Annotated in this window: 20 protein-coding genes; 9 read left to right on the top strand and 11 right to left on the bottom strand. The window is 54.4% G+C overall.

What is annotated here, in order from left to right; genetic code table 11:
- Positions 1-90: 90 nt before the first annotated feature.
- The 3 genes from dctP to ACVDG4_RS11575 all read right to left on the bottom strand — a co-directional run bounded on the left by dctP (position 91) and on the right by ACVDG4_RS11575 (position 2,734).
- Positions 91-1,197: a TRAP transporter substrate-binding protein DctP gene (gene dctP, locus ACVDG4_RS11585; protein WP_447235193.1), complete on the bottom strand. Its 1,107-nt coding sequence runs from the start codon at positions 1,195-1,197 to the stop codon at positions 91-93.
- A gap of 321 nt (positions 1,198-1,518) precedes the next feature.
- Positions 1,519-2,181, bottom strand: a complete 663-nt coding sequence (locus ACVDG4_RS11580; RefSeq protein WP_447235192.1) for a haloacid dehalogenase type II — start codon at positions 2,179-2,181, stop codon at positions 1,519-1,521.
- A gap of 115 nt (positions 2,182-2,296) precedes the next feature.
- Positions 2,297-2,734 (bottom strand): VOC family protein, encoded by a 438-nt coding sequence (locus tag ACVDG4_RS11575; protein WP_447235191.1) that lies wholly within the window; start codon positions 2,732-2,734, stop codon positions 2,297-2,299.
- 329 nt (positions 2,735-3,063) lie between these two features.
- Here ACVDG4_RS11575 and ACVDG4_RS11570 point away from each other — a divergent pair, with 329 nt between their 5' ends.
- The gene (locus tag ACVDG4_RS11570) at positions 3,064-3,921 is read left to right on the top strand and encodes a branched-chain amino acid aminotransferase (protein WP_447235190.1); all 858 of its coding nucleotides are present in this window, start codon (positions 3,064-3,066) and stop codon (positions 3,919-3,921) included.
- A 78-nt stretch (positions 3,922-3,999) separates the two neighbouring features.
- Here ACVDG4_RS11570 and ACVDG4_RS11565 read toward each other — a convergent pair whose 3' ends face one another.
- Together ACVDG4_RS11565 and ACVDG4_RS11560 are read right to left on the bottom strand one after the other, a co-directional pair.
- The gene (locus ACVDG4_RS11565; RefSeq protein ID WP_447235189.1) at positions 4,000-4,335 is read right to left on the bottom strand and encodes a hypothetical protein; all 336 of its coding nucleotides are present in this window, start codon (positions 4,333-4,335) and stop codon (positions 4,000-4,002) included.
- Between the two features lie 145 nt (positions 4,336-4,480).
- A complete protein-coding gene (locus tag ACVDG4_RS11560) occupies positions 4,481-5,656 on the bottom strand; it encodes a YbfB/YjiJ family MFS transporter (protein WP_447235188.1) in 1,176 nt (391 codons plus the stop codon).
- A 292-nt stretch (positions 5,657-5,948) separates the two neighbouring features.
- Here ACVDG4_RS11560 and ACVDG4_RS11555 point away from each other — a divergent pair, with 292 nt between their 5' ends.
- Positions 5,949-6,653, top strand: coding sequence for a substrate-binding periplasmic protein (locus tag ACVDG4_RS11555; RefSeq protein ID WP_409692389.1), 705 nt, complete (start codon positions 5,949-5,951; stop codon positions 6,651-6,653).
- A gap of 105 nt (positions 6,654-6,758) precedes the next feature.
- Positions 6,759-7,514 (top strand): substrate-binding periplasmic protein, encoded by a 756-nt coding sequence (locus tag ACVDG4_RS11550; RefSeq protein ID WP_447235187.1) that lies wholly within the window; start codon positions 6,759-6,761, stop codon positions 7,512-7,514.
- A gap of 58 nt (positions 7,515-7,572) precedes the next feature.
- On the opposite strand, the gene ACVDG4_RS11545 is transcribed toward ACVDG4_RS11550, so the two are convergent.
- On the bottom strand, positions 7,573-8,253 hold the full coding sequence (locus tag ACVDG4_RS11545; protein WP_409692385.1) for a thermonuclease family protein: 681 nt from the start codon (positions 8,251-8,253) through the stop codon (positions 7,573-7,575).
- Positions 8,254-8,460: 207 nt separating this feature from the next.
- On the opposite strand from ACVDG4_RS11545, the gene ACVDG4_RS11540 reads away from it, so the two are divergent.
- The 5 genes from ACVDG4_RS11540 (at position 8,461) to ACVDG4_RS11520 (ending at position 12,227) form a co-directional block, all read left to right on the top strand.
- A complete protein-coding gene (locus ACVDG4_RS11540) occupies positions 8,461-9,324 on the top strand; it encodes a DUF6159 family protein (protein WP_428524438.1) in 864 nt (287 codons plus the stop codon).
- A gap of 133 nt (positions 9,325-9,457) precedes the next feature.
- Positions 9,458-10,060 (top strand): superoxide dismutase, encoded by a 603-nt coding sequence (locus ACVDG4_RS11535; protein WP_008192782.1) that lies wholly within the window; start codon positions 9,458-9,460, stop codon positions 10,058-10,060.
- A gap of 224 nt (positions 10,061-10,284) precedes the next feature.
- Complete coding sequence (locus ACVDG4_RS11530; RefSeq protein ID WP_133946717.1) at positions 10,285-10,743, top strand: c-type cytochrome; 459 nt, start codon at positions 10,285-10,287, stop codon at positions 10,741-10,743.
- Between the two features lie 41 nt (positions 10,744-10,784).
- On the top strand, positions 10,785-11,717 hold the full coding sequence (locus ACVDG4_RS11525) for a c-type cytochrome (RefSeq protein WP_447235186.1): 933 nt from the start codon (positions 10,785-10,787) through the stop codon (positions 11,715-11,717).
- A 33-nt stretch (positions 11,718-11,750) separates the two neighbouring features.
- Positions 11,751-12,227, top strand: coding sequence for a GNAT family N-acetyltransferase (locus tag ACVDG4_RS11520; RefSeq protein WP_447235185.1), 477 nt, complete (start codon positions 11,751-11,753; stop codon positions 12,225-12,227).
- 113 nt (positions 12,228-12,340) lie between these two features.
- Here the strand turns inward: ACVDG4_RS11520 and ACVDG4_RS11515 are convergent, their stop codons facing one another.
- Genes ACVDG4_RS11515 through ACVDG4_RS11505 form a run of 3 tightly spaced genes read right to left on the bottom strand, consistent with a single transcriptional unit; the run spans position 12,341 to position 13,289 of the window.
- Complete coding sequence (locus ACVDG4_RS11515) at positions 12,341-12,724, bottom strand: RidA family protein (protein WP_447235184.1); 384 nt, start codon at positions 12,722-12,724, stop codon at positions 12,341-12,343.
- A 23-nt stretch (positions 12,725-12,747) separates the two neighbouring features.
- A complete protein-coding gene (locus ACVDG4_RS11510) occupies positions 12,748-12,969 on the bottom strand; it encodes a DUF2798 domain-containing protein (RefSeq protein WP_133946721.1) in 222 nt (73 codons plus the stop codon).
- The gene (locus tag ACVDG4_RS11505) at positions 12,966-13,289 is read right to left on the bottom strand and encodes an antibiotic biosynthesis monooxygenase (RefSeq protein ID WP_447235183.1); all 324 of its coding nucleotides are present in this window, start codon (positions 13,287-13,289) and stop codon (positions 12,966-12,968) included. Before ACVDG4_RS11505 ends, ACVDG4_RS11510 begins: the two co-directional genes overlap by 4 nt.
- A 99-nt stretch (positions 13,290-13,388) precedes the next feature.
- Here ACVDG4_RS11505 and ACVDG4_RS11500 point away from each other — a divergent pair, with 99 nt between their 5' ends.
- On the top strand, positions 13,389-14,309 hold the full coding sequence (locus ACVDG4_RS11500; protein ID WP_447235182.1) for a LysR family transcriptional regulator: 921 nt from the start codon (positions 13,389-13,391) through the stop codon (positions 14,307-14,309).
- A gap of 89 nt (positions 14,310-14,398) precedes the next feature.
- Here ACVDG4_RS11500 and ACVDG4_RS11495 read toward each other — a convergent pair whose 3' ends face one another.
- Positions 14,399-14,767, bottom strand: coding sequence for a hypothetical protein (locus ACVDG4_RS11495; protein ID WP_428524451.1), 369 nt, complete (start codon positions 14,765-14,767; stop codon positions 14,399-14,401).
- Between the two features lie 235 nt (positions 14,768-15,002).
- Entirely contained in the window at positions 15,003-16,067 is a 1,065-nt protein-coding gene (locus ACVDG4_RS11490; RefSeq protein ID WP_447235181.1) for a hypothetical protein, read from the bottom strand.
- Positions 16,068-16,395: the final 328 nt, after the last annotated feature.

Here is a 16,395-nt window from a genome sequence, read left to right as displayed (position 1 = left end):
ATAGTTGTTCGGCGAACCTAACGTCGAGGTGAGAGGTCCGCGCAGTTTCCTGCGCGGACTTGGTGACTTCCTACGGAGCCGGTTTGTGGCTTAGAGCTTCAGCTCAAGGCCTTCCGTCAACGACGGATCCACATAGCCCAGCGAGCCGGACATCATGTAGTCGAGCTGCATTTTGAACACACGGGCGCTGTCTGCGTCGCGGTTTGCATAGTTGAACCAGATCGGAACAGCGACCTCGGTCATCAGCTCGACGTCGTCCTGCGTCAGGCGGGTAACTTCCGTGCCGTCTGCTTCGAACTTCGCCCAAGCGTCTTGGTCGGCTTTCTGGATCGCAGCATGGTGTGCGTCGGAGTAAACATGTGTTTCCATCTCGACGAACTGCTGCATCTGCGGGCTGAGCTTGTTCCAGGCGTCCATGCCGACGGTGATGTCCATGATGTCGACCGGCTGGTAGAGCGACATGAACCCTGGAGGACCCATGACAATGTAGTCGGTAACCTGGCTGAACCCGAGGGCATAGTTGACTGCCGGACCGACATAGTCGGCAACGTCGATGGTGCCTTTTTCAAGCGCGGGGAAAATCTCGGACCCCGGCAGAACCGTTGTTTCCGCGCCAATCTCGGTGAAGACCTCGGCAACCATGCCGCCCGGCAAGCGCATCTTGCGGCCGCGGAAGTCATCGATAGACCGGATCGGAACCTTGGAGTGGATAATGTTCGGGCCGTGGTGTACCGGGCCGACGAATTTCATGCCTTGTTTCTCGTACAGCTCACGGGCGATATCGATGCCGCCGAGGCCGTAATAGAAAACATCAAATTCATGCGGGTTGCGCAGGCCAAGCGGGATGGATGTTAAGAATGTTGCCGCTGGAATGATGCCCTGCGCGTAGATCGTAAACGGGTTTACGGCGTCAAGAACACCGTTTTTCACCGCGTCATAGAGCTGAAAGTCACCGACCACGTCGTTCGCGCCGAACGGCTGGAACGCCAATTCGCCGCCAGTTTTCTCGACGATTGTTGCGCACCAATCCTTGAAGATCTGCAGGCCAGCGCCGCCTGGCCAAGAGGTCTGTATCTTCCAGGTGGTCGTTTGCCCTTGGGCGGTCGCGATGTGCGGGGCTGCAAGAGTCGCGGCACCGGCAACGCCAGCGCCCGCAATGCCGCGAAGTGCGTCGCGGCGGGTCGTAAGCTTCGTCATAAATTCCTCCCAATTCGCTTGGGAGAGATCATCTGAAGAGCGTTTCGGCAGGCCTCCCAACCGTGCCGTGGAATGTGCCCGTTTTTTTATTGTTCAAAGCAATGCTGCGAATGTTCAACAAATCTAACGGGTTAGTAGATTGCCCTCAGTTTTTATCTCCCAGCAAGATAAAAGGATAGGACAGTTTCAAAGTTCGGCAACTATGCGATCTAAGATAAATATTTTTTCTTTTTTGGAAATAATCGGTTCTACTATCAATTTAGATGAGCGTAATGGAAACTATCCATTTTGAAAAGTTATCTGTCAGCGATGACGACCCGATCAGCCCAAAGCTGCCAGGCCGGTCAGATCTGCGAGAACTGCCTTTGGGGCAAGGTCGGAGTATTCATCTGGCATTCCGGTGCGGTTCATCCAGACCGTCCGGAAGCCAAACGCGGTTGCACCGGCAACATCCCATCGATTGGAAGACTGGAAGGAGACTTCTTCCGGATAGATGCGGAAGTGGGTCGTCACCATTTCGTAGGTGTGCGGGTTGGTCTTGAAGGTCCGCAGCTCATCGACGGAAAAGATCTCGTCAAACAATTCGGTGAGACCCGCGGCTTTGGCCGCTGCGTCAAGCATGGCCGGTGACCCGTTGGACAGGATCGCGATCTTGGCACCCGTTGCTTTCAAGTCCGTCAAAACCTGCGGGACTTCCGGATAGCAATCCAATTCCCAGTACGCATTCAGCAGGTCGTCTTTCATCGACTTATCAGCGGTTGGGACCAGCGCAAACGCGGTGTCCAAACCCTCCTGGGTCAATTCCCAGAAATCCTTGTACTGGCCCATCAAGGCCCGCACCCAGGAATATTCTAGCTGCTTCTCACGCCACAGAGAGGACAGCCGTTGCGCATCGGGACCCAGTTTGGCTGCATGTCTGCGCACAGCGGCATGCACATCAAACAAAGTTCCATAAGCGTCAAAGACATAAGCGGCGTGAGCCATAACGGATCCTTCAGCATGAGAAATACACGAACGCGGCAGAGAACCTTGAACCTGGAACAAGGTCAAGCAAAAGCCGTATGAATAAAATCAAATGTTCATCGCCGTTGCCATCCCGTCACGGCTGGGCCTCAGGGAGCTGCACGGAGCCGTCGTCGTTGACGGTCCAGAACGGGTTGAATGCGATTTCCAGCAGATGCCCGCCGGGAACTTCAACGTAGGAGGAATATCCTCCCCAGAACGCCTCTTGAGGATTTTTTATCGGGCTGGCACCTGCAGCAACCGCCTTTTCAAACATCGCGTCGACATCACCGCGCTCTTTGGCGTTCCATGCCAATGTCATTGCACCGAAGGGTGCATCCGTGACCTTTCTGCCGATCTCGTCCTCAAGCGCGCTGCGATCATAGAGTGCAAACACGCCGCCAGGTATCTGGAAAAACACGACATGCGGGGAGGGCGCGGCATTCACCTGCCACCCCAATCCGGTCTCGAAAAAAGCCCGTGCTGTCATGATATCGGGAACAATGAGCGTGATCATTGAAATGCGCTGATCCATTACAAGCTTCTCCAAATTAACGAACAAAGAGGGAACAAATTATCTAGGGCACGGTATTCTTGCAAGCGCCGATCGCAAATTCGCGCCTCAAAGAAATTGTTCATTGGCGATAAGTGGGACGCCAATCCTGCTCAATCGCAATAAACTCGTCTGGAAGAAATATCCTGGTTTGCGTGATCATGAGACCGATTCCGGTCCCAGAAAGTCAGCTGGAGGAATAATATGACTTGCGATCCAGATGTTGTGGGTAAGCTATTGACCCGCGGGCGGTGGCGGTGTTCTGTCCGGTCACGGATAACAAACACCCAGAATGATCGAAAGGGAGAACGATGAGCGGCTGGAGCGACACCTGGACCTGGATTGACGGGACTTGGCACGAAGGGAATCCGCCGATCATGGGCCCGCGAACCCACGCTTCCTGGCTCGGGTCAAGCGTCTTTGATGGCGCCCGTTTTTTCGATGGCGTGATGCCGGATATCGATCTCCATAGCCAACGGGTGAACGATTCCGCAGTCGCTCTCGGCATGAAGCCAACCATGAAGGTTGGGGAGATGGTGGAGCTGACCAAGGAAGGCTGTGCCAAGTTCGGCAGCGACAAGCAGATCTACGTCAAACCGATGTACTGGGTCGAAGGTGACGGGCCGGGTGTCATCAGCGGTGATCCGGACAGCACACGGTTCTGTTTGTGTCTGTTCGACGCACCCATGGCACCGAAGGATGCAGCGTCCAGTATCACGCTTTCCCCGTTCCGCCGTCCGACCATGGAATGCATGCCGGTCAATGCAAAGGCCGGGTGCCTTTATCCGAACAATGCGCGTGCGATGCTGGAGGCCAAAGGGCGGGGCTTCGACAATGCCGTGGTTCGCGACATGCTGGGCAATGTTGCCGAATTGACCTCTGCGAACATCTTCATGGCGAAGGATGGGAAAGTTCATACTCCGGCGCCGAACGGTACATTCTTGAACGGGATCACCCGCCAGCGCGTCATTCATCTGCTGCGGTCTGCCGGATATGACGTTTTTGAGCGCACACTCGATTATGACGAGTTTTTGGAAGCCGATGAAATCTTCTCAACGGGCAATTACAACAAGGTGACGCCGGTCAATCGGATCGAAGAGCGTGATCTGCAGCCAGGTCCGATTGCCGCTCGGGCACGGGACCTTTATTGGGAGTTCTCCCACGCCTGATTGGGGCCGCTCAATTGAACAGACAAAAGCCCTGCAATGCGTCCATTGCAGGGCTTTTTGTTGAGCTGTAGCGCCCGGTCAGTTCTGAACGCGAACCGGCTGAACCTTCGGGGCAACGAGTGTCGTGTTGGCACGCTTGGCTTTCGTAAGAGCGGAGCGTTGCATGGATTTGACCTTGTAGCCTGAGAGTGTTCCAACGCTTGCGCTATGCACGCTGTCGCAATGGTTCAAAACTTCATCGTAACAGCTGTTCGGGTAGCCCGGTGTGGTCTGGTTACAATGAGAAATCCAGTTATTGTAGCATTCGCCAAGTGTTGATCCATCACTTGGTGGTGCAGCAAATGCTGCGCTAGCGCCGAATGAAATAGAACCTGCAAGTGCTGCAGTTTTAATAATCGAATTTACAAGTTTCATATCTTTCTCCCAAGTCATTTGCAGTCGTCATTGACTGTGACGCGGAATGTAGCGGCGGAATTCTCCATCTGACGTGTTTTAAATCACACGTTTTCAATTTAGATAAAATTCGATCATTTTTTGGTGAGGAGCGCTTTGCAGTAGCTCATAGCCCGGCAAGAGCGGCCGCGATCACAAGAGCGATGGCTGCGGCAATGGATGGTGCCTGGAAGGAGCCCGTCACGCCATGCAATTGCCCGGCGATCCATGGTCCTGCCGCCTGACCCAGGCCAAAACTGGCTGTCAGGGTTGCCAACATCTGGCGAACTGCGGCCGTCCCGGCCTCTGCCGTCAAACGGCGTCCTTCGGCAAGGCCAAGGGCTGTGATGCCCATAAAGGTTCCGCCCAGAAGCGCTGCTCCGATCAGAAAGATGGCTGGTGAGGTGCTGACCGCTGTCATCGCGACGCCGCCTGCTTCTACTAGGCATGCCAACGCGAAGGCTCGGCGGGCACCGAGTTTGGCGGCGATCAAGTTCCAAACATAGATTGATGGCGCTGCCGACAGACCAACAACCAGCCAGACATAAGGCTCGATGTCTGTCAGGGACGGGGTCGTGCGTGCCATGACCGAAACAAAAGTCGCGGTGATGACATACCCGAATCCAAACAGACCATAAGCGGCAACCAGACGGATGACCGTTGGAGACCAGGTGCGTTGGCCGTCTTCTGGGGTGCGATTGCCATCTGCCGACGCCGTCGGTGAAGCGTTTGATCTTGCCGGAACGAGAACAATGGCCCCGGCCAAAAGGATTGCGATCGCTAGTCCGCTTGCAAGCCATAAGGTTTGCCAGTCCGCAGCGTTGTGATTGAGAGCCGCGATCAGGACAGCGGAGAGGGCAATGCCAATACCAACTCCAGAAAAATGCACTGCAGACAGGGCGCTGTGACCGGCTGTGGTCAGCCGTTCCAATATAAGAGTTGTCGAAAAAACGAGAACAAAGGCGCTGGCCAGGCCACTGATGAAGCGTATCATCATGAAGAACCACACATCACTGGTGAGGGCCATGGCTGCACTCGTCAGAGCACTGAGCGCGAGCCCAGCAAGGAACCAGGTTCTGGGTGTTCCGCCCAAAAAACGGGATGCGCCAATAAGAGCGCCAGTCAGATAACCGAGAAAATTCGCAGATGCGATCAGTCCGGCCGCACTCGGCGTCAGCGGGATGCCCTCGGCCATGGAGGGGAGAATCGGGGTGTAGACGAACCGTCCAATGCCCATGGCCGCGGCCAGTGCCAGCAACCCACCAAGCGCGAGGCAAACCGAACTCCAAAAGGACTGTTTCATGGAATGATGTCTTGTGTCTGGAACGGCGGGCGGAAATATCCAAAATTGGTTGTAGATGCCGGTTTATGGCCCTGCAAGCCTCCATCTGAAAGGGGGGCAAGATTGTGTCTAATCAAATTGTCTGGTGTGCAGATAAGTATTATTAACAGTTAAAACAAATATTCGCGGCACTGAACGTGCGTAAAAGCGACATGGTTTCACTTCGGAAATTTCTTATTCATTGTTCGTTCGTAGTGTTGGCAGGCTCACTCGTGAGCACGAAACACTATTAAATTTAAGGCAGGACGAACACATGCGTCTTTTATTGGCTACTGCGACCGCAGCCTTTCTCATGAGCCCCTTGGCCGCTCAGGCCGAGACCGTAAAACTCACGACGCTGGAATGGCCGCCTTACGTGATGGCTGATGCCAGCGGTCCGAGCTCGGACGCTGTCAAGGCAGCGTTTGAAAAGGCAGGAATTTCCGCTGAAGTAGCTGTTTTCCCTTGGAACCGGGCGATCAACCTGGCGCAAAAGGACCCTGAGTGGATCGGCGTTTACCCTGAGTATTATGCCGAAGACAGCGATGCGGAAAAGGGTGGCGACCGTTGCCTGTTTTCAAAGTCTTTCGGTGTTAGCCCGGTTGGGTTCGTTCAACGCAAGGATTCAGACTTCTCCTGGTCGTCCCATGACGATTTGAAAGCGCACAAGATCGGCGTTGTTCGGGGATACAACAATGAAGAGAAGTTCGACAGCATGGTGGCAGCTGGCGACATCGCGGTAGAGGAAGCTGACGACGATTCGCAGAACATTCTGAAAGTCGCGGGCGGCCGTTCTGCTGCAGGCGTGATTGACAAGCTGGTTTTTGAGCATCTTGCGCAGAACGATCCGGCTGTTGCCAAGGTTGCCGGTGATCTGAAGTTCAACGACAATCTGCTCATTGAACACGGTCTTTTCATCTGCTTCGAAAACTCCGATGCCGGAAAGGCCGCGCGGGACAAGTTCAACTCCGCTCTCTGACGAGCGCCAAAGAGCTCACTAAAACATGGAAGGCGCGGCACGCTGCGCTTTCCAGACAGTTCCGATTACCCGCGGTGTAATACGGATCATAACCGAGAGAATTTAATGCGCTGCGCATTGGCCTTAAGTGCCTTGATCATTGCAACGTCTTCGCTGTCCTTTGCGTCTGACACGCTGAGGCTGACCACGCTTCACTGGCCGCCGTACGTAGAAGCGACTGGCGAGGGACCGAATACCAACACGGTGCGGTCAACGTTTGCGAAGGCTGGGATAGAAGTTGATGTTCAACTGTTTCCCTGGAACCGCGCAATCATGCTTGCCGCTGATGACCCGAACTGGATCGGTGTTTATCCAGAGTATTATTCGGCTGACATAGACGCGGAAGCCGACGGAGACCGGTGCCTGTTTTCAAAACCTTTCGGCGAAAGCCCGGTTGGGTTTCTGACACCATTAAACAGCTCTTTCGACTGGGAAACGCACGATGACTTGCGATCCTTCGTCATCGGCGTGGTTCGAGGCTATGTGAATGAAGCAAAGCTCGATCAGATGATCGCAGACGGGGACATCATCGGAGAACTGGCTGAAAACGACACACAGAATATCTTGAAGGTCGCCGCTCGGCGGGCTGATGCCATTGTGATCGACAAAAATGTCTTCAACTATTTGAAGGCCGAAGACGCTGGTGTGGCCTTTGTGGCGGATAGTTTGCAGTTTCACGAAAAGCTGCTGATCAACCACAGTCTTTATGTGTGTTTTGAGAACTCACCAGCCGGCCGTGAGGCGAGGGAGCTGTTCAATCGTCATCTCACAACGTCGGGTGACAAGGGTCAATCCGACCCTGGTTTACCGAATACGCAATGACAACTTGAAACCGGCTTTGGGGGCATGACCTCAGGAACAAAGTAGAATAAGCGTTGCATTAGCTCAGTGGTGAACGCCAGCCAGCCGCAACTGCTTCTTCTTCGGAGCAGAACCATCGTTCTCCCGCAGCCTCGTTGATTCGTGTCCGGCTGTAGTGCGGTGACCAGGGTGTGTGGTAGATCCGTCCGCGCGCCGAAATGTTCCCCTTGATTGGACAGCCTGCCGGTGCTTTTGACCCTGCAACTTGCCATTTTTGCTGCCTGAAGTCCCAAGGAGCTTCAGCAATGCCCGCCCAAAGACCTGCGCCATTCAGCCGAGCCATTTCCTGTTCGGTCCGATAGGCATCAGAGTATCGCAAGAACGCATATGCCTGACCATCTGCGACCATGGCTTTGTTCAGGTTCTTGTTGCCGGAAAAACAGGTGGCGAGTTTCCGGTCGTAGGCGTCGGTTTCATTTCCCCTGCACGTGACATCACCCTGCTTTATCAGCGATTGCAGGTGCTCTTTGGCGGTTAGGCCGCATCGATAGCTTTTACCCGCAGACGTGAGGCAGGTTTGGGCGAGTTCGGGTGCATCAATTCCTTCAAGGCGGACCCGCTCTCCGTTCACAACGAGCGTATCTCCGTCAACAACCCGAACGTCAGCCGCCTGGATCTGTTGGGGCTGCGACGCAGCGATAATCGTAAAAGCAAACAGCCACAGGGCTGGCCTCACCGCGCCAGGATAAACACTGCCCATCTTGGAAAAACTCAACGAATCAAATGGTGTAACAGGCGGATTCTTGCCCTGAGCGCACCGCTAGAACAACTAAACTAACCGCCAGGTCGGCCGATGTCTGTGGATGGACGCGGGCGCATCTGAAGTGTGAAGTGTCTGTCTTCGGGCTTCCTTAACGGAAGATGTGGTTACGTACCGTGTCGATTTGTACGTCGAACGGAACCACACATGATTGAGAAACTGGAACGGGCCCTGGCGCTTGGGGCGGCTTGCTGGAAAGTGTTGCTCCTTGACAAGGAGATGCTCTTGTTTCCGATCATGAGCGCCTTGGCACTTGCTCTTGTGATTGGGTCCGGAGGCTGGGCGATTTACACGACGCCCGAACTTCAAGCTTTCTTCCAGAGCATCTTCGACAGCGAGCAGCCGGATCAGGATCCTCGGTTCTGGGCGCTGATGTTCGTTTTCCTGTTCATCAATTACTTCATCATGATCTTTTTCAACGCGGCGCTTCTTGGCTGTGCCCTGATCCGGTTCGCCGGGGGAGATCCGACGGTCATGGACGGTCTCAGCCTGTCCATGCGCCGACTGCCGCAGATCCTGCTTTGGGCCTTGGTGACAGCATTTGTCGGTTGGGTTCTGCAGCTTCTTGAAAGCCGGTTGAAGGGGCTGATGCGCTTTTTCATCAACTTGCTCGGGGCCGGTTGGGCTGTTGCCACGTATTTCGCCGTGCCGATTTTGGTGGTGGATGGTGTCGGTCCGGTGACCGCAATCAAGCGATCAGTTCAAGCCGTTCGAAAAACCTGGGGCGAGGCGCTGGTTGGACATATAGGCTTGGGGGCTTTGAATTTCCTGATTTTGATTGTGGCGATGCCAATCTTGATGCTTGGGATCTTTTCCTTTGAGCAAAACCAGGCTTTGGGCAGTGGTTTGGCCACTGTGGGCGTGACCCTGATCCTCATCGGGTCTGTCGTGGTGACCACGCTCAGCGCCATCTTGCGGGCTGCGCTTTATATCTACGCCGTCGAGGGGGAGATGCCGCTCAACTTCGATTCCCGGTTGATCCGGAACGCATTTCAGCCGGACAAGCGATAAAACAAAGAAAATTTTTCTTTATTTTCAAAACGCGCCTTGCCGAGCGCAGGTGACGAACCTATTTTGCGGCTCAACACGGTACGCGGCCGTTTTGGTCAGCACCGCTGTTCATAGAACACATGAGGAGTTTGCCATGTCTTTTGAATTGCCTGATCTGCCGTATGCTTATGACGCTTTGGCCCCGTATATGTCTGCAGAAACACTCGAGTTTCACCACGACAAGCACCATCAGGCCTATGTCACCAAAGGCAATGAGCTGCTCGCTGGCAGCGGCCTGGAAGGCAAGTCTCTGGAAGACGTCGTGAAAGAAAGCTTCGGCAAAAACGCACCGCTCTTCAACAACGCCGGTCAGCACTACAACCACATCCATTTCTGGAAGTGGATGAAGAAAGACGGTGGCGGCACCTCTCTGCCGGGCGCTCTGGCATCTGCGATCGACAGCGACCTTGGCGGCTACGATAAGTTTCGTGCGGACTTCATTGCAGCTGGCGTCGGCCAGTTCGGTTCTGGCTGGGCATGGCTGGCAGTCAAGGACGGCAAACTGGAAATCATGAAGACCCCGAACGGTGAAAACCCGCTGGTTCACGGCGCAAGCCCGATCCTGGGCTGTGACGTTTGGGAGCATTCCTACTACATCGACTACCGCAACGCGCGTCCGAAGTATCTGGAAGCCTTCATCGACAACATGATCAACTGGGACTACGTCCTGGAGATGTACGAAGCTGCAACGAAGTAAACCTTCGCTTCTGCGATGTTTCCGCCCCCGGCTTCAATCGAGACCGGGGGCTTTTTTGTCTTGGCAGGCGTCTGCGCACTATTTCTTGATAACGGTTGTTAAACTTCAAAGCTTGCAACGCCCGCAACTTTCCGCTCCCCTAGACTTATGCGGCTGCCGGGATGGACGCTCCCACACGCAGATCCGCTTGAGCAAAGCTGAGACCTGTCAGTGAGGAGAGGACCATGCGGACCATTTCGAAGTGCATTTCCATTGTTTCGATCGCGATTGCAGCCAGCCTTGGAGCGGCCCAGGCGGACGATGATCCAATTGGTGACCGGCAGGCGATCATGTCGTCCGTTGGTGCAGCTGCTGGCCTTGGCGGCGGCTTGATGAAGGGCGAAATCGCCTATTCGCCTGCTGCCGGAAAAGCGGCCATTGCCGCCATGCGTGCAGCCTCCCTTACTTTTGGAGACTATTTCCCGGATGGATCAAACGCGGGCGACACAGAAGCCGCTCCGGCGATCTGGGACAACCGGGCCGGATTTGATGCCGAGATCGCGAAGTTCGCTGCTGCAACGGGCACTGCGATGGAAGCAGCCGGACGCGCCGGACCAGCCGATCTAGATGCTTTCAAAGCGGCGATGGGGCCAGTCTTCGGGACATGCAAGTCGTGCCATGAAGGGTTCCGGGTCAAGAACTAGGAATTCCGGGATCCATAATTCGGGGTGAGGGGAGAACCGTCATGAGAAAGCTCTTGCTGTTCGTGATCGTGCTTGGCGTTGCTGCGGCGCTCGCAGGCTGGTTTCTCTCCGCCCCAACCCGGTTGGACGAAAACACAGTTGCCAATCTTGGACCCGGCGATCCCGTCAATGGTGAGCTCGTGTTCTGGGCATCTGGATGCAGTTCTTGCCACGCCGCACCTGAAGCGAAAGGCGATGACAAGCTGAAACTCGGTGGTGGGCTGCGTCTTGAAACTCCGTTTGGCGTTTTCGTGGCACCAAATGTCTCGCAAGACCCGAATAATGGTATCGGGAATTGGTCGGTTGCTGATCTGGCAAACGCGATGACACACGGGACATCTCCGGACGGCCGGAATTACTACCCGGCCTTTCCATATGCCTCATACGCCCGGATGGATCTCGCGGACATCAATGATCTCTTCAGCTTCATGAAGACCCTGCCAGCTGTCGGCGGAGATACCGGACCGAATGAACTGGCCTTTCCTTTCAACATCCGGAGGGGCGTCGGGCTTTGGAAACGAATGTTCTTGGACCCGGCTCCGGTTGTTGCGGCACCTGTCGGTGGAGAAGATGTGGATCCCGCAATTTGGGAGCGGGGACGGTATCTCGTGGAAGGCCCGGGCCATTGCGGGGAATGCCATACGCCGCGCGATTTTGCTGGCGGCTTGATCCTTTCCGACTGGTTGGGCGGGGCACCGGCTGCAACGGGTGAGGGGCGGGTGCCGAATATTACCCCTGTCTCGGGGGGATTTGGTAGCTGGAGCGCATCCGACATTGCCTATTACCTGGAAAGTGGATTTACACCGGATTACGATTCTGTGGGTGGGGAGATGGTGCCGATTCAGGAAAACATGGCCCGCCTTCCGGCCTCTGACCGCGAGGCGATCGGGGTTTATTTGAAAGCAATCCCGGCTGTTTCGGGCGCTGCCCAATGATCGCGAGTTGAACTGGACAAGATTTTCCCAAGCATGACTGATTTTACCGTTACGGATGCTGATCCGTCCCGCGAACTTGAAGACGTCAAACGGCTGTTCCGGGCCTATGTGGATTGGCTTGGAATTGATTTGTCGTATCAAGGCTTTGAGGAAGAATTGGCTGCATTGCCTGGCAAATATGTACCGCCCTTAGGGGCGCTGATACTGGCGAAAACGAGCTCTGATGTCTCGATCGGCTGTGTGGCCCTGCGGCCCATGGCTGATGAAGGCATTTGCGAGATGAAACGCTTGTATGTCGCGCCTGAGGGACGAGGAAGCGGGGCCGGCTCCAGCCTGGTGTCCGCCGTTCTCGAACGGGCCAGAAGCGCAGGCTACCGGTATATGCGGCTCGATACACTTCCCACCATGGAAGGCGCTATCCGTTTGTACAAGGCTGCAGGGTTTGTGGAGATCCCGGCATACTATGATACGCCCATTAAAGAGACTGTCTTTCTCCAGTGTACTTTGTAAAACCGCCACCGAATTATGCGGTACCGGCAATGCAGTTTGATGGCTGCATTACCGGTTTTGATTAAGCGTCTTGTACACTGCAGGATCAACCCCGCCGTGGCAGCATTGGGACTTTAGACGGGATGCACTGCGAACACGGCCTCGATTTCCAGCCGGAGATCCGGAGAAAACAGCTCTTTTACAAACACAAGAGAACTGGCCGGCACGTTTTCACCGTAGCGGTCTGTGAGCACCTCTCGGACTTCGGGAATGTCAGCCGGATCCACCGCGAAGATCGCGACCTTGATCAGGTGCTGCAGGGATGTGTTGCAGCTCTCAGCTAGAATGGAGAGTTGGTCCAGAATGGTTTGTGTTTGCTCTGCAGCGCCTTCGGACTGGCTGTTTGAGCCAAAGGCTGTCAGACCCGACGTGTAGAGCGTGTCACCGTGGATCACGGCATGGCTGTATGGCCCGGCCACGGGGCCAAGTTGATCGACGTTTTGGCGAATTGGAAGCATGATTTCTCTCATGATTGCAGCGTCTAACCCGGGAAGCGCTGCGTGATGTAGGTGGTGGCGTTTTGGACAAAAGGGCCAAAGCAGAATGCAATTACGGCGGCAGCCGGCCATGCCAGCCGGAATGCAGACATCCATTGACCAAGGAAAGCGTCGCTCCAGCCGAGATTTATCAGGGTGACCCAGCAGGACATCAGAAACGACAAGAAGAAGGACATCAACGCGGTCGAGATCAGACGATGTCTCATGCGTGTGCCTTGATCGCATCGGCGAAGGTTTTGTCTCCAATTTCTCCAAGCGCTTCGATGTGCCTTACTTCCGTAAGGTTTTGGGCGAGATAGGCTTTCGTGTGGTTAGCCTCGAAATGTGCGGCCAAGGCTTCGGGATTGGTCCAGCACTCCCACAACGTGAATTTTGTTGGTTCTTTCAGGTTCTGGCGAATTTCAAACAAGATGCAGCCTGGTTCTTCGCGCGTTTGCGCAACCAGCTTCTGAAGCTCGGATTCTACCTGCTCAAGCTTCGAGCCTTCGGTCATTTCGATACCGGCGCTGATAAAGTAGTGGCTCATGATCATCTCCTGATCTGTTTGGGGACAGGGGAGGTATATGAATTTCATTTTTCATGATAAATACCGATTATCGACAATTTAAATTCCAAAAATGTAATCATGTTGGATGATATTGCGCTCTTTGTACACGTCGCCCAAGCCCGCAGCTTAACGGGTGCTGGCACAGCGCTGGGCCTGCCGGCTGCGACCGTCACCAGGCGATTGCAACGATTGGAGCACAAACTCGGGCATCAACTGGTTCATCGCTCGGCCCGCAAATTCGGACTGACTTCTGAAGGCGAAGCCTATTTTCAGGCCTTTGCCGGGATCGTGGAGCAGGCGGAGGTCACTGCGCGCAACTTGAGCGCCGAGATGCACGAACTCAGTGGGCCCCTCGTTGTGGCTGCGCCAACCAATATTTCTGTTGGGGCCCTGCAGCCAATGTGGACCGCCTTCATGCGGCAGTATCCAGGCATTCGTTTGGACTTGCGACTGAGCAATTTCAACATCGACCTGTTGGATGAGCGAATTGATCTTGCCCTGAGAATTGGCCCGCAGCAGGATCAGCGTCTTTATCAAAGAAAGATTGGATCCATTTCGACAGCGGTGATGGCAGCCCCATCCTATCTTGAGGGGTGCAACATGCCGGAAAGGCCAGACGATCTCGAGCAGCATGCCATCATCGCCGTCCGAACGATCCCGGCCTGGCGGTTGCGCCACAGGTTGACTGGCAGCACTTCCGAGTTGCATCTCAAGGGAGATGTGATTGTTGATGATATCGCGCTCGTCCGTCAGTTTGCAGAGGACGGCTTTGGCGTGTGTCTATTGAGTGTTACTGAAGCTGCTGAGCCGCTAGAGCAGGGCCGACTAAAACTTCTTTTACCAGACTGGCAGGGTCAGCAACGGGATATTTACGCTGTCTGGCCAACCGGTAGGCTCTTGAGCGCGCGTGCAAAGTGTCTGCGGGAATTTATGCGGACCTATCTGGCCGAACGACCTGTGTTTCAAGGACAGCTGCCGACAGTACCAACTTTGACTTAAGCGGTCAGATCATGCCGCACCAGAGAATTGATTGTGCACATGTTCCGGCAACACCAGGACACAACAGCGCGGCAGATCAGCTGATCATATCAGGCTGTGTGGGGCTGGCAGCGATAGTAGGGCTGATAGTCGATGTAACCGCTCATCAGGGTCAGGAAAGCCTGACATTCGTCCCGCGTCTTAAAACAGGCTGTCCGGGCGACCGGGAAAGGCTCCCCCCAGTTCGCAGCGCGGCCGCCGGCAATCCCTTTCCAACCGCTGCCCTGAAACGTGCGGCAGTCATACTGAGTTCCGGATACGACCGGAATGCTGCCACGGTCGGTATTATAGGTCGGTGCAAAAAGAATATCTGAAGGCGACTGGATCTGGCAGGCACTTAGGGCGAATGCGAGAGTGCCAACCGCAATAAGTCCAAGGCGGTTTCCGGCATTTCGAGTTTTACTCACAAAATTCGGCATAAAGACCTCTGGCAATCGCGGACGGCATCTCTGTTCAGAGATGTCTTTCAAATCAGAGTTCCGTCGTACAAACATCTGGTCGAAACGTCAAAAGCTATTGTGGCGCAAAATCCGATATGACCAGATTGTTGGCCTTCTGAAATACGACAACGGACCGATGGCTTTGCCACCGGTCCGTTCAAGAGAAAGGCAGATCTTCCAAAAGGGATGAATTCTGCGGAGTGGTTCGAGTTTATCAGGTCAGCCAGTCGGACGGCGGAACGTTGAAGTCGAACGGATTGTCCAGTCCCTGATCCACGTCATCCCATGCCTGGTAGTGACCGTCTTCCTGCAGCTGGAGGAAAATCGCTTCCAGCTGAGCGTTCAGGATTTCCATACCGCCCCAAGCATCTCCCATGCCGGCAGCAAATTTCTGGATCTCGTTGTAGAGCCCGTCCGGAATTTGGTTGAAGTCGATTTGGTCCTGGTCGGAGAACATAAAGAACAGCTCGTCTTCAAACTCATAAAAACGCTCGGCGCCATTCATGTAGACGATTTCGCCTTCAAACATCACCGACAGTGTCATTTCATACATGCCGAAATCGTTCAGCTCGAGCTCAATGCCGAGTTCGAAGGCCATTTCGAATTCTTCAATGCCGTAATCGAAGGCCTCGCCATAGATTTCAAGCGCCTGCTCGTATCCGAACGCAGTCATGATCGGGTTGCCGTTGGCGTCGAAGGCTTCAGCCTGGATTGTCATCCCGGTTTCGAAAGCCATCTCGACATAGAGCTCCCGGAAGGCATTGTCGTAGAAACTGCCTTCAAATTCATGCGCAATGCCAGCCTGATATTCCACCGCGACTTCTTGGCCATTGAAATTGATGGTCTTGATTTCTGTCGTTCGTTCTTCGGCCAGCGTGAGGATGTTAATTTGTCCGTACTCTGTGGTGTACGTGTAGTTTTCCATCTCGAGGCTGAAGTTTACCTGCTGCTCGCCGGAGCCTGCCTGGACATCGACCTGGGAACTGAGACCGCCCTGCGGCCCTTCTGAAAGGTTGCCAGTCGGAAGATTGTCTTTACCGTCCAGATTGTAGGGGTCCAGGTTCAAGAACGGCAGATCGTTGAACTCGACCGGACTTGTCGAAACATCCAATGCGTCCGGCACCGTCCAGCCGAATTCATCCAGATCGTTCATAAAGGGAGAGGTGTTGGTGGTTCCGTTCTGATCACCCGGCGGCCCAGCCGGGATATAGAGGTCTATCGGCATGACTGGCGCAGTGTTGACTGAAAACGGCAGGGGATGGGTAGGCTGGTAAGTCATTGTATTGCTCCTCCGCAAGGACCATCGTTTTGGACACTGTTGTCCGGTGGTGGCGGTTACGATTTGGTCGTGATCGGAGAAGATTTCAAATTAAACTGTCGTCATTAAATGCTTGTAATATTAATATTATTCTTCAAGATCTCTAATCTATATTTCGTTATCCGAATAAATATTCTGAAGAAATATTGGAGAAGAATTGTTGTTATTTGAACGGAAGGAAAAATGCCGGCGCGAGCGGCGCCGGTATGTTTCATAAGTCTCGGATGTTGACTAGAGCATCGGGCGTTTTGTTAGACGCACCCAAAGATGCTCGGCTCCTTTCGAAACG

Source organism: Roseibium sp. MB-4 (assembly GCF_053005265.1).
This window is presented reverse-complemented; position numbering and strand designations above follow the sequence as displayed.

Bases quoted from the DNA above. Each gene is read 5' to 3' on its own strand.
- ACVDG4_RS11510 (WP_133946721.1), bottom strand. From the start codon at position 12,969: ATGAGACATCGTCTGATCTCGACCGCGTTGATGTCCTTCTTCTTGTCG.
- ACVDG4_RS11550 (WP_447235187.1), top strand. From the start codon at position 6,759: ATGCGCTGCGCATTGGCCTTAAGTGCCTTGATCATTGCAACGTCTTCG.
- ACVDG4_RS11500 (WP_447235182.1), top strand. From the start codon at position 13,389: ATGTTGGATGATATTGCGCTCTTTGTACACGTCGCCCAAGCCCGCAGC.
- ACVDG4_RS11575 (WP_447235191.1), bottom strand. From the start codon at position 2,734: ATGGATCAGCGCATTTCAATGATCACGCTCATTGTTCCCGATATCATG.
- ACVDG4_RS11570 (WP_447235190.1), top strand. From the start codon at position 3,064: ATGAGCGGCTGGAGCGACACCTGGACCTGGATTGACGGGACTTGGCAC.
- ACVDG4_RS11520 (WP_447235185.1), top strand. From the start codon at position 11,751: ATGACTGATTTTACCGTTACGGATGCTGATCCGTCCCGCGAACTTGAA.
- ACVDG4_RS11490 (WP_447235181.1), bottom strand. From the start codon at position 16,067: ATGACTTACCAGCCTACCCATCCCCTGCCGTTTTCAGTCAACACTGCG.
- ACVDG4_RS11560 (WP_447235188.1), bottom strand. From the start codon at position 5,656: ATGAAACAGTCCTTTTGGAGTTCGGTTTGCCTCGCGCTTGGTGGGTTG.
- ACVDG4_RS11535 (WP_008192782.1), top strand. From the start codon at position 9,458: ATGTCTTTTGAATTGCCTGATCTGCCGTATGCTTATGACGCTTTGGCC.
- ACVDG4_RS11545 (WP_409692385.1), bottom strand. From the start codon at position 8,253: ATGGGCAGTGTTTATCCTGGCGCGGTGAGGCCAGCCCTGTGGCTGTTT.
- ACVDG4_RS11555 (WP_409692389.1), top strand. From the start codon at position 5,949: ATGCGTCTTTTATTGGCTACTGCGACCGCAGCCTTTCTCATGAGCCCC.
- ACVDG4_RS11495 (WP_428524451.1), bottom strand. From the start codon at position 14,767: ATGCCGAATTTTGTGAGTAAAACTCGAAATGCCGGAAACCGCCTTGGA.
- ACVDG4_RS11580 (WP_447235192.1), bottom strand. From the start codon at position 2,181: ATGGCTCACGCCGCTTATGTCTTTGACGCTTATGGAACTTTGTTTGAT.
- dctP (WP_447235193.1), bottom strand. From the start codon at position 1,197: ATGACGAAGCTTACGACCCGCCGCGACGCACTTCGCGGCATTGCGGGC.
- ACVDG4_RS11515 (WP_447235184.1), bottom strand. From the start codon at position 12,724: ATGCTTCCAATTCGCCAAAACGTCGATCAACTTGGCCCCGTGGCCGGG.
- ACVDG4_RS11525 (WP_447235186.1), top strand. From the start codon at position 10,785: ATGAGAAAGCTCTTGCTGTTCGTGATCGTGCTTGGCGTTGCTGCGGCG.
- ACVDG4_RS11540 (WP_428524438.1), top strand. From the start codon at position 8,461: ATGATTGAGAAACTGGAACGGGCCCTGGCGCTTGGGGCGGCTTGCTGG.
- ACVDG4_RS11530 (WP_133946717.1), top strand. From the start codon at position 10,285: ATGCGGACCATTTCGAAGTGCATTTCCATTGTTTCGATCGCGATTGCA.
- ACVDG4_RS11505 (WP_447235183.1), bottom strand. From the start codon at position 13,289: ATGAGCCACTACTTTATCAGCGCCGGTATCGAAATGACCGAAGGCTCG.
- ACVDG4_RS11565 (WP_447235189.1), bottom strand. From the start codon at position 4,335: ATGAAACTTGTAAATTCGATTATTAAAACTGCAGCACTTGCAGGTTCT.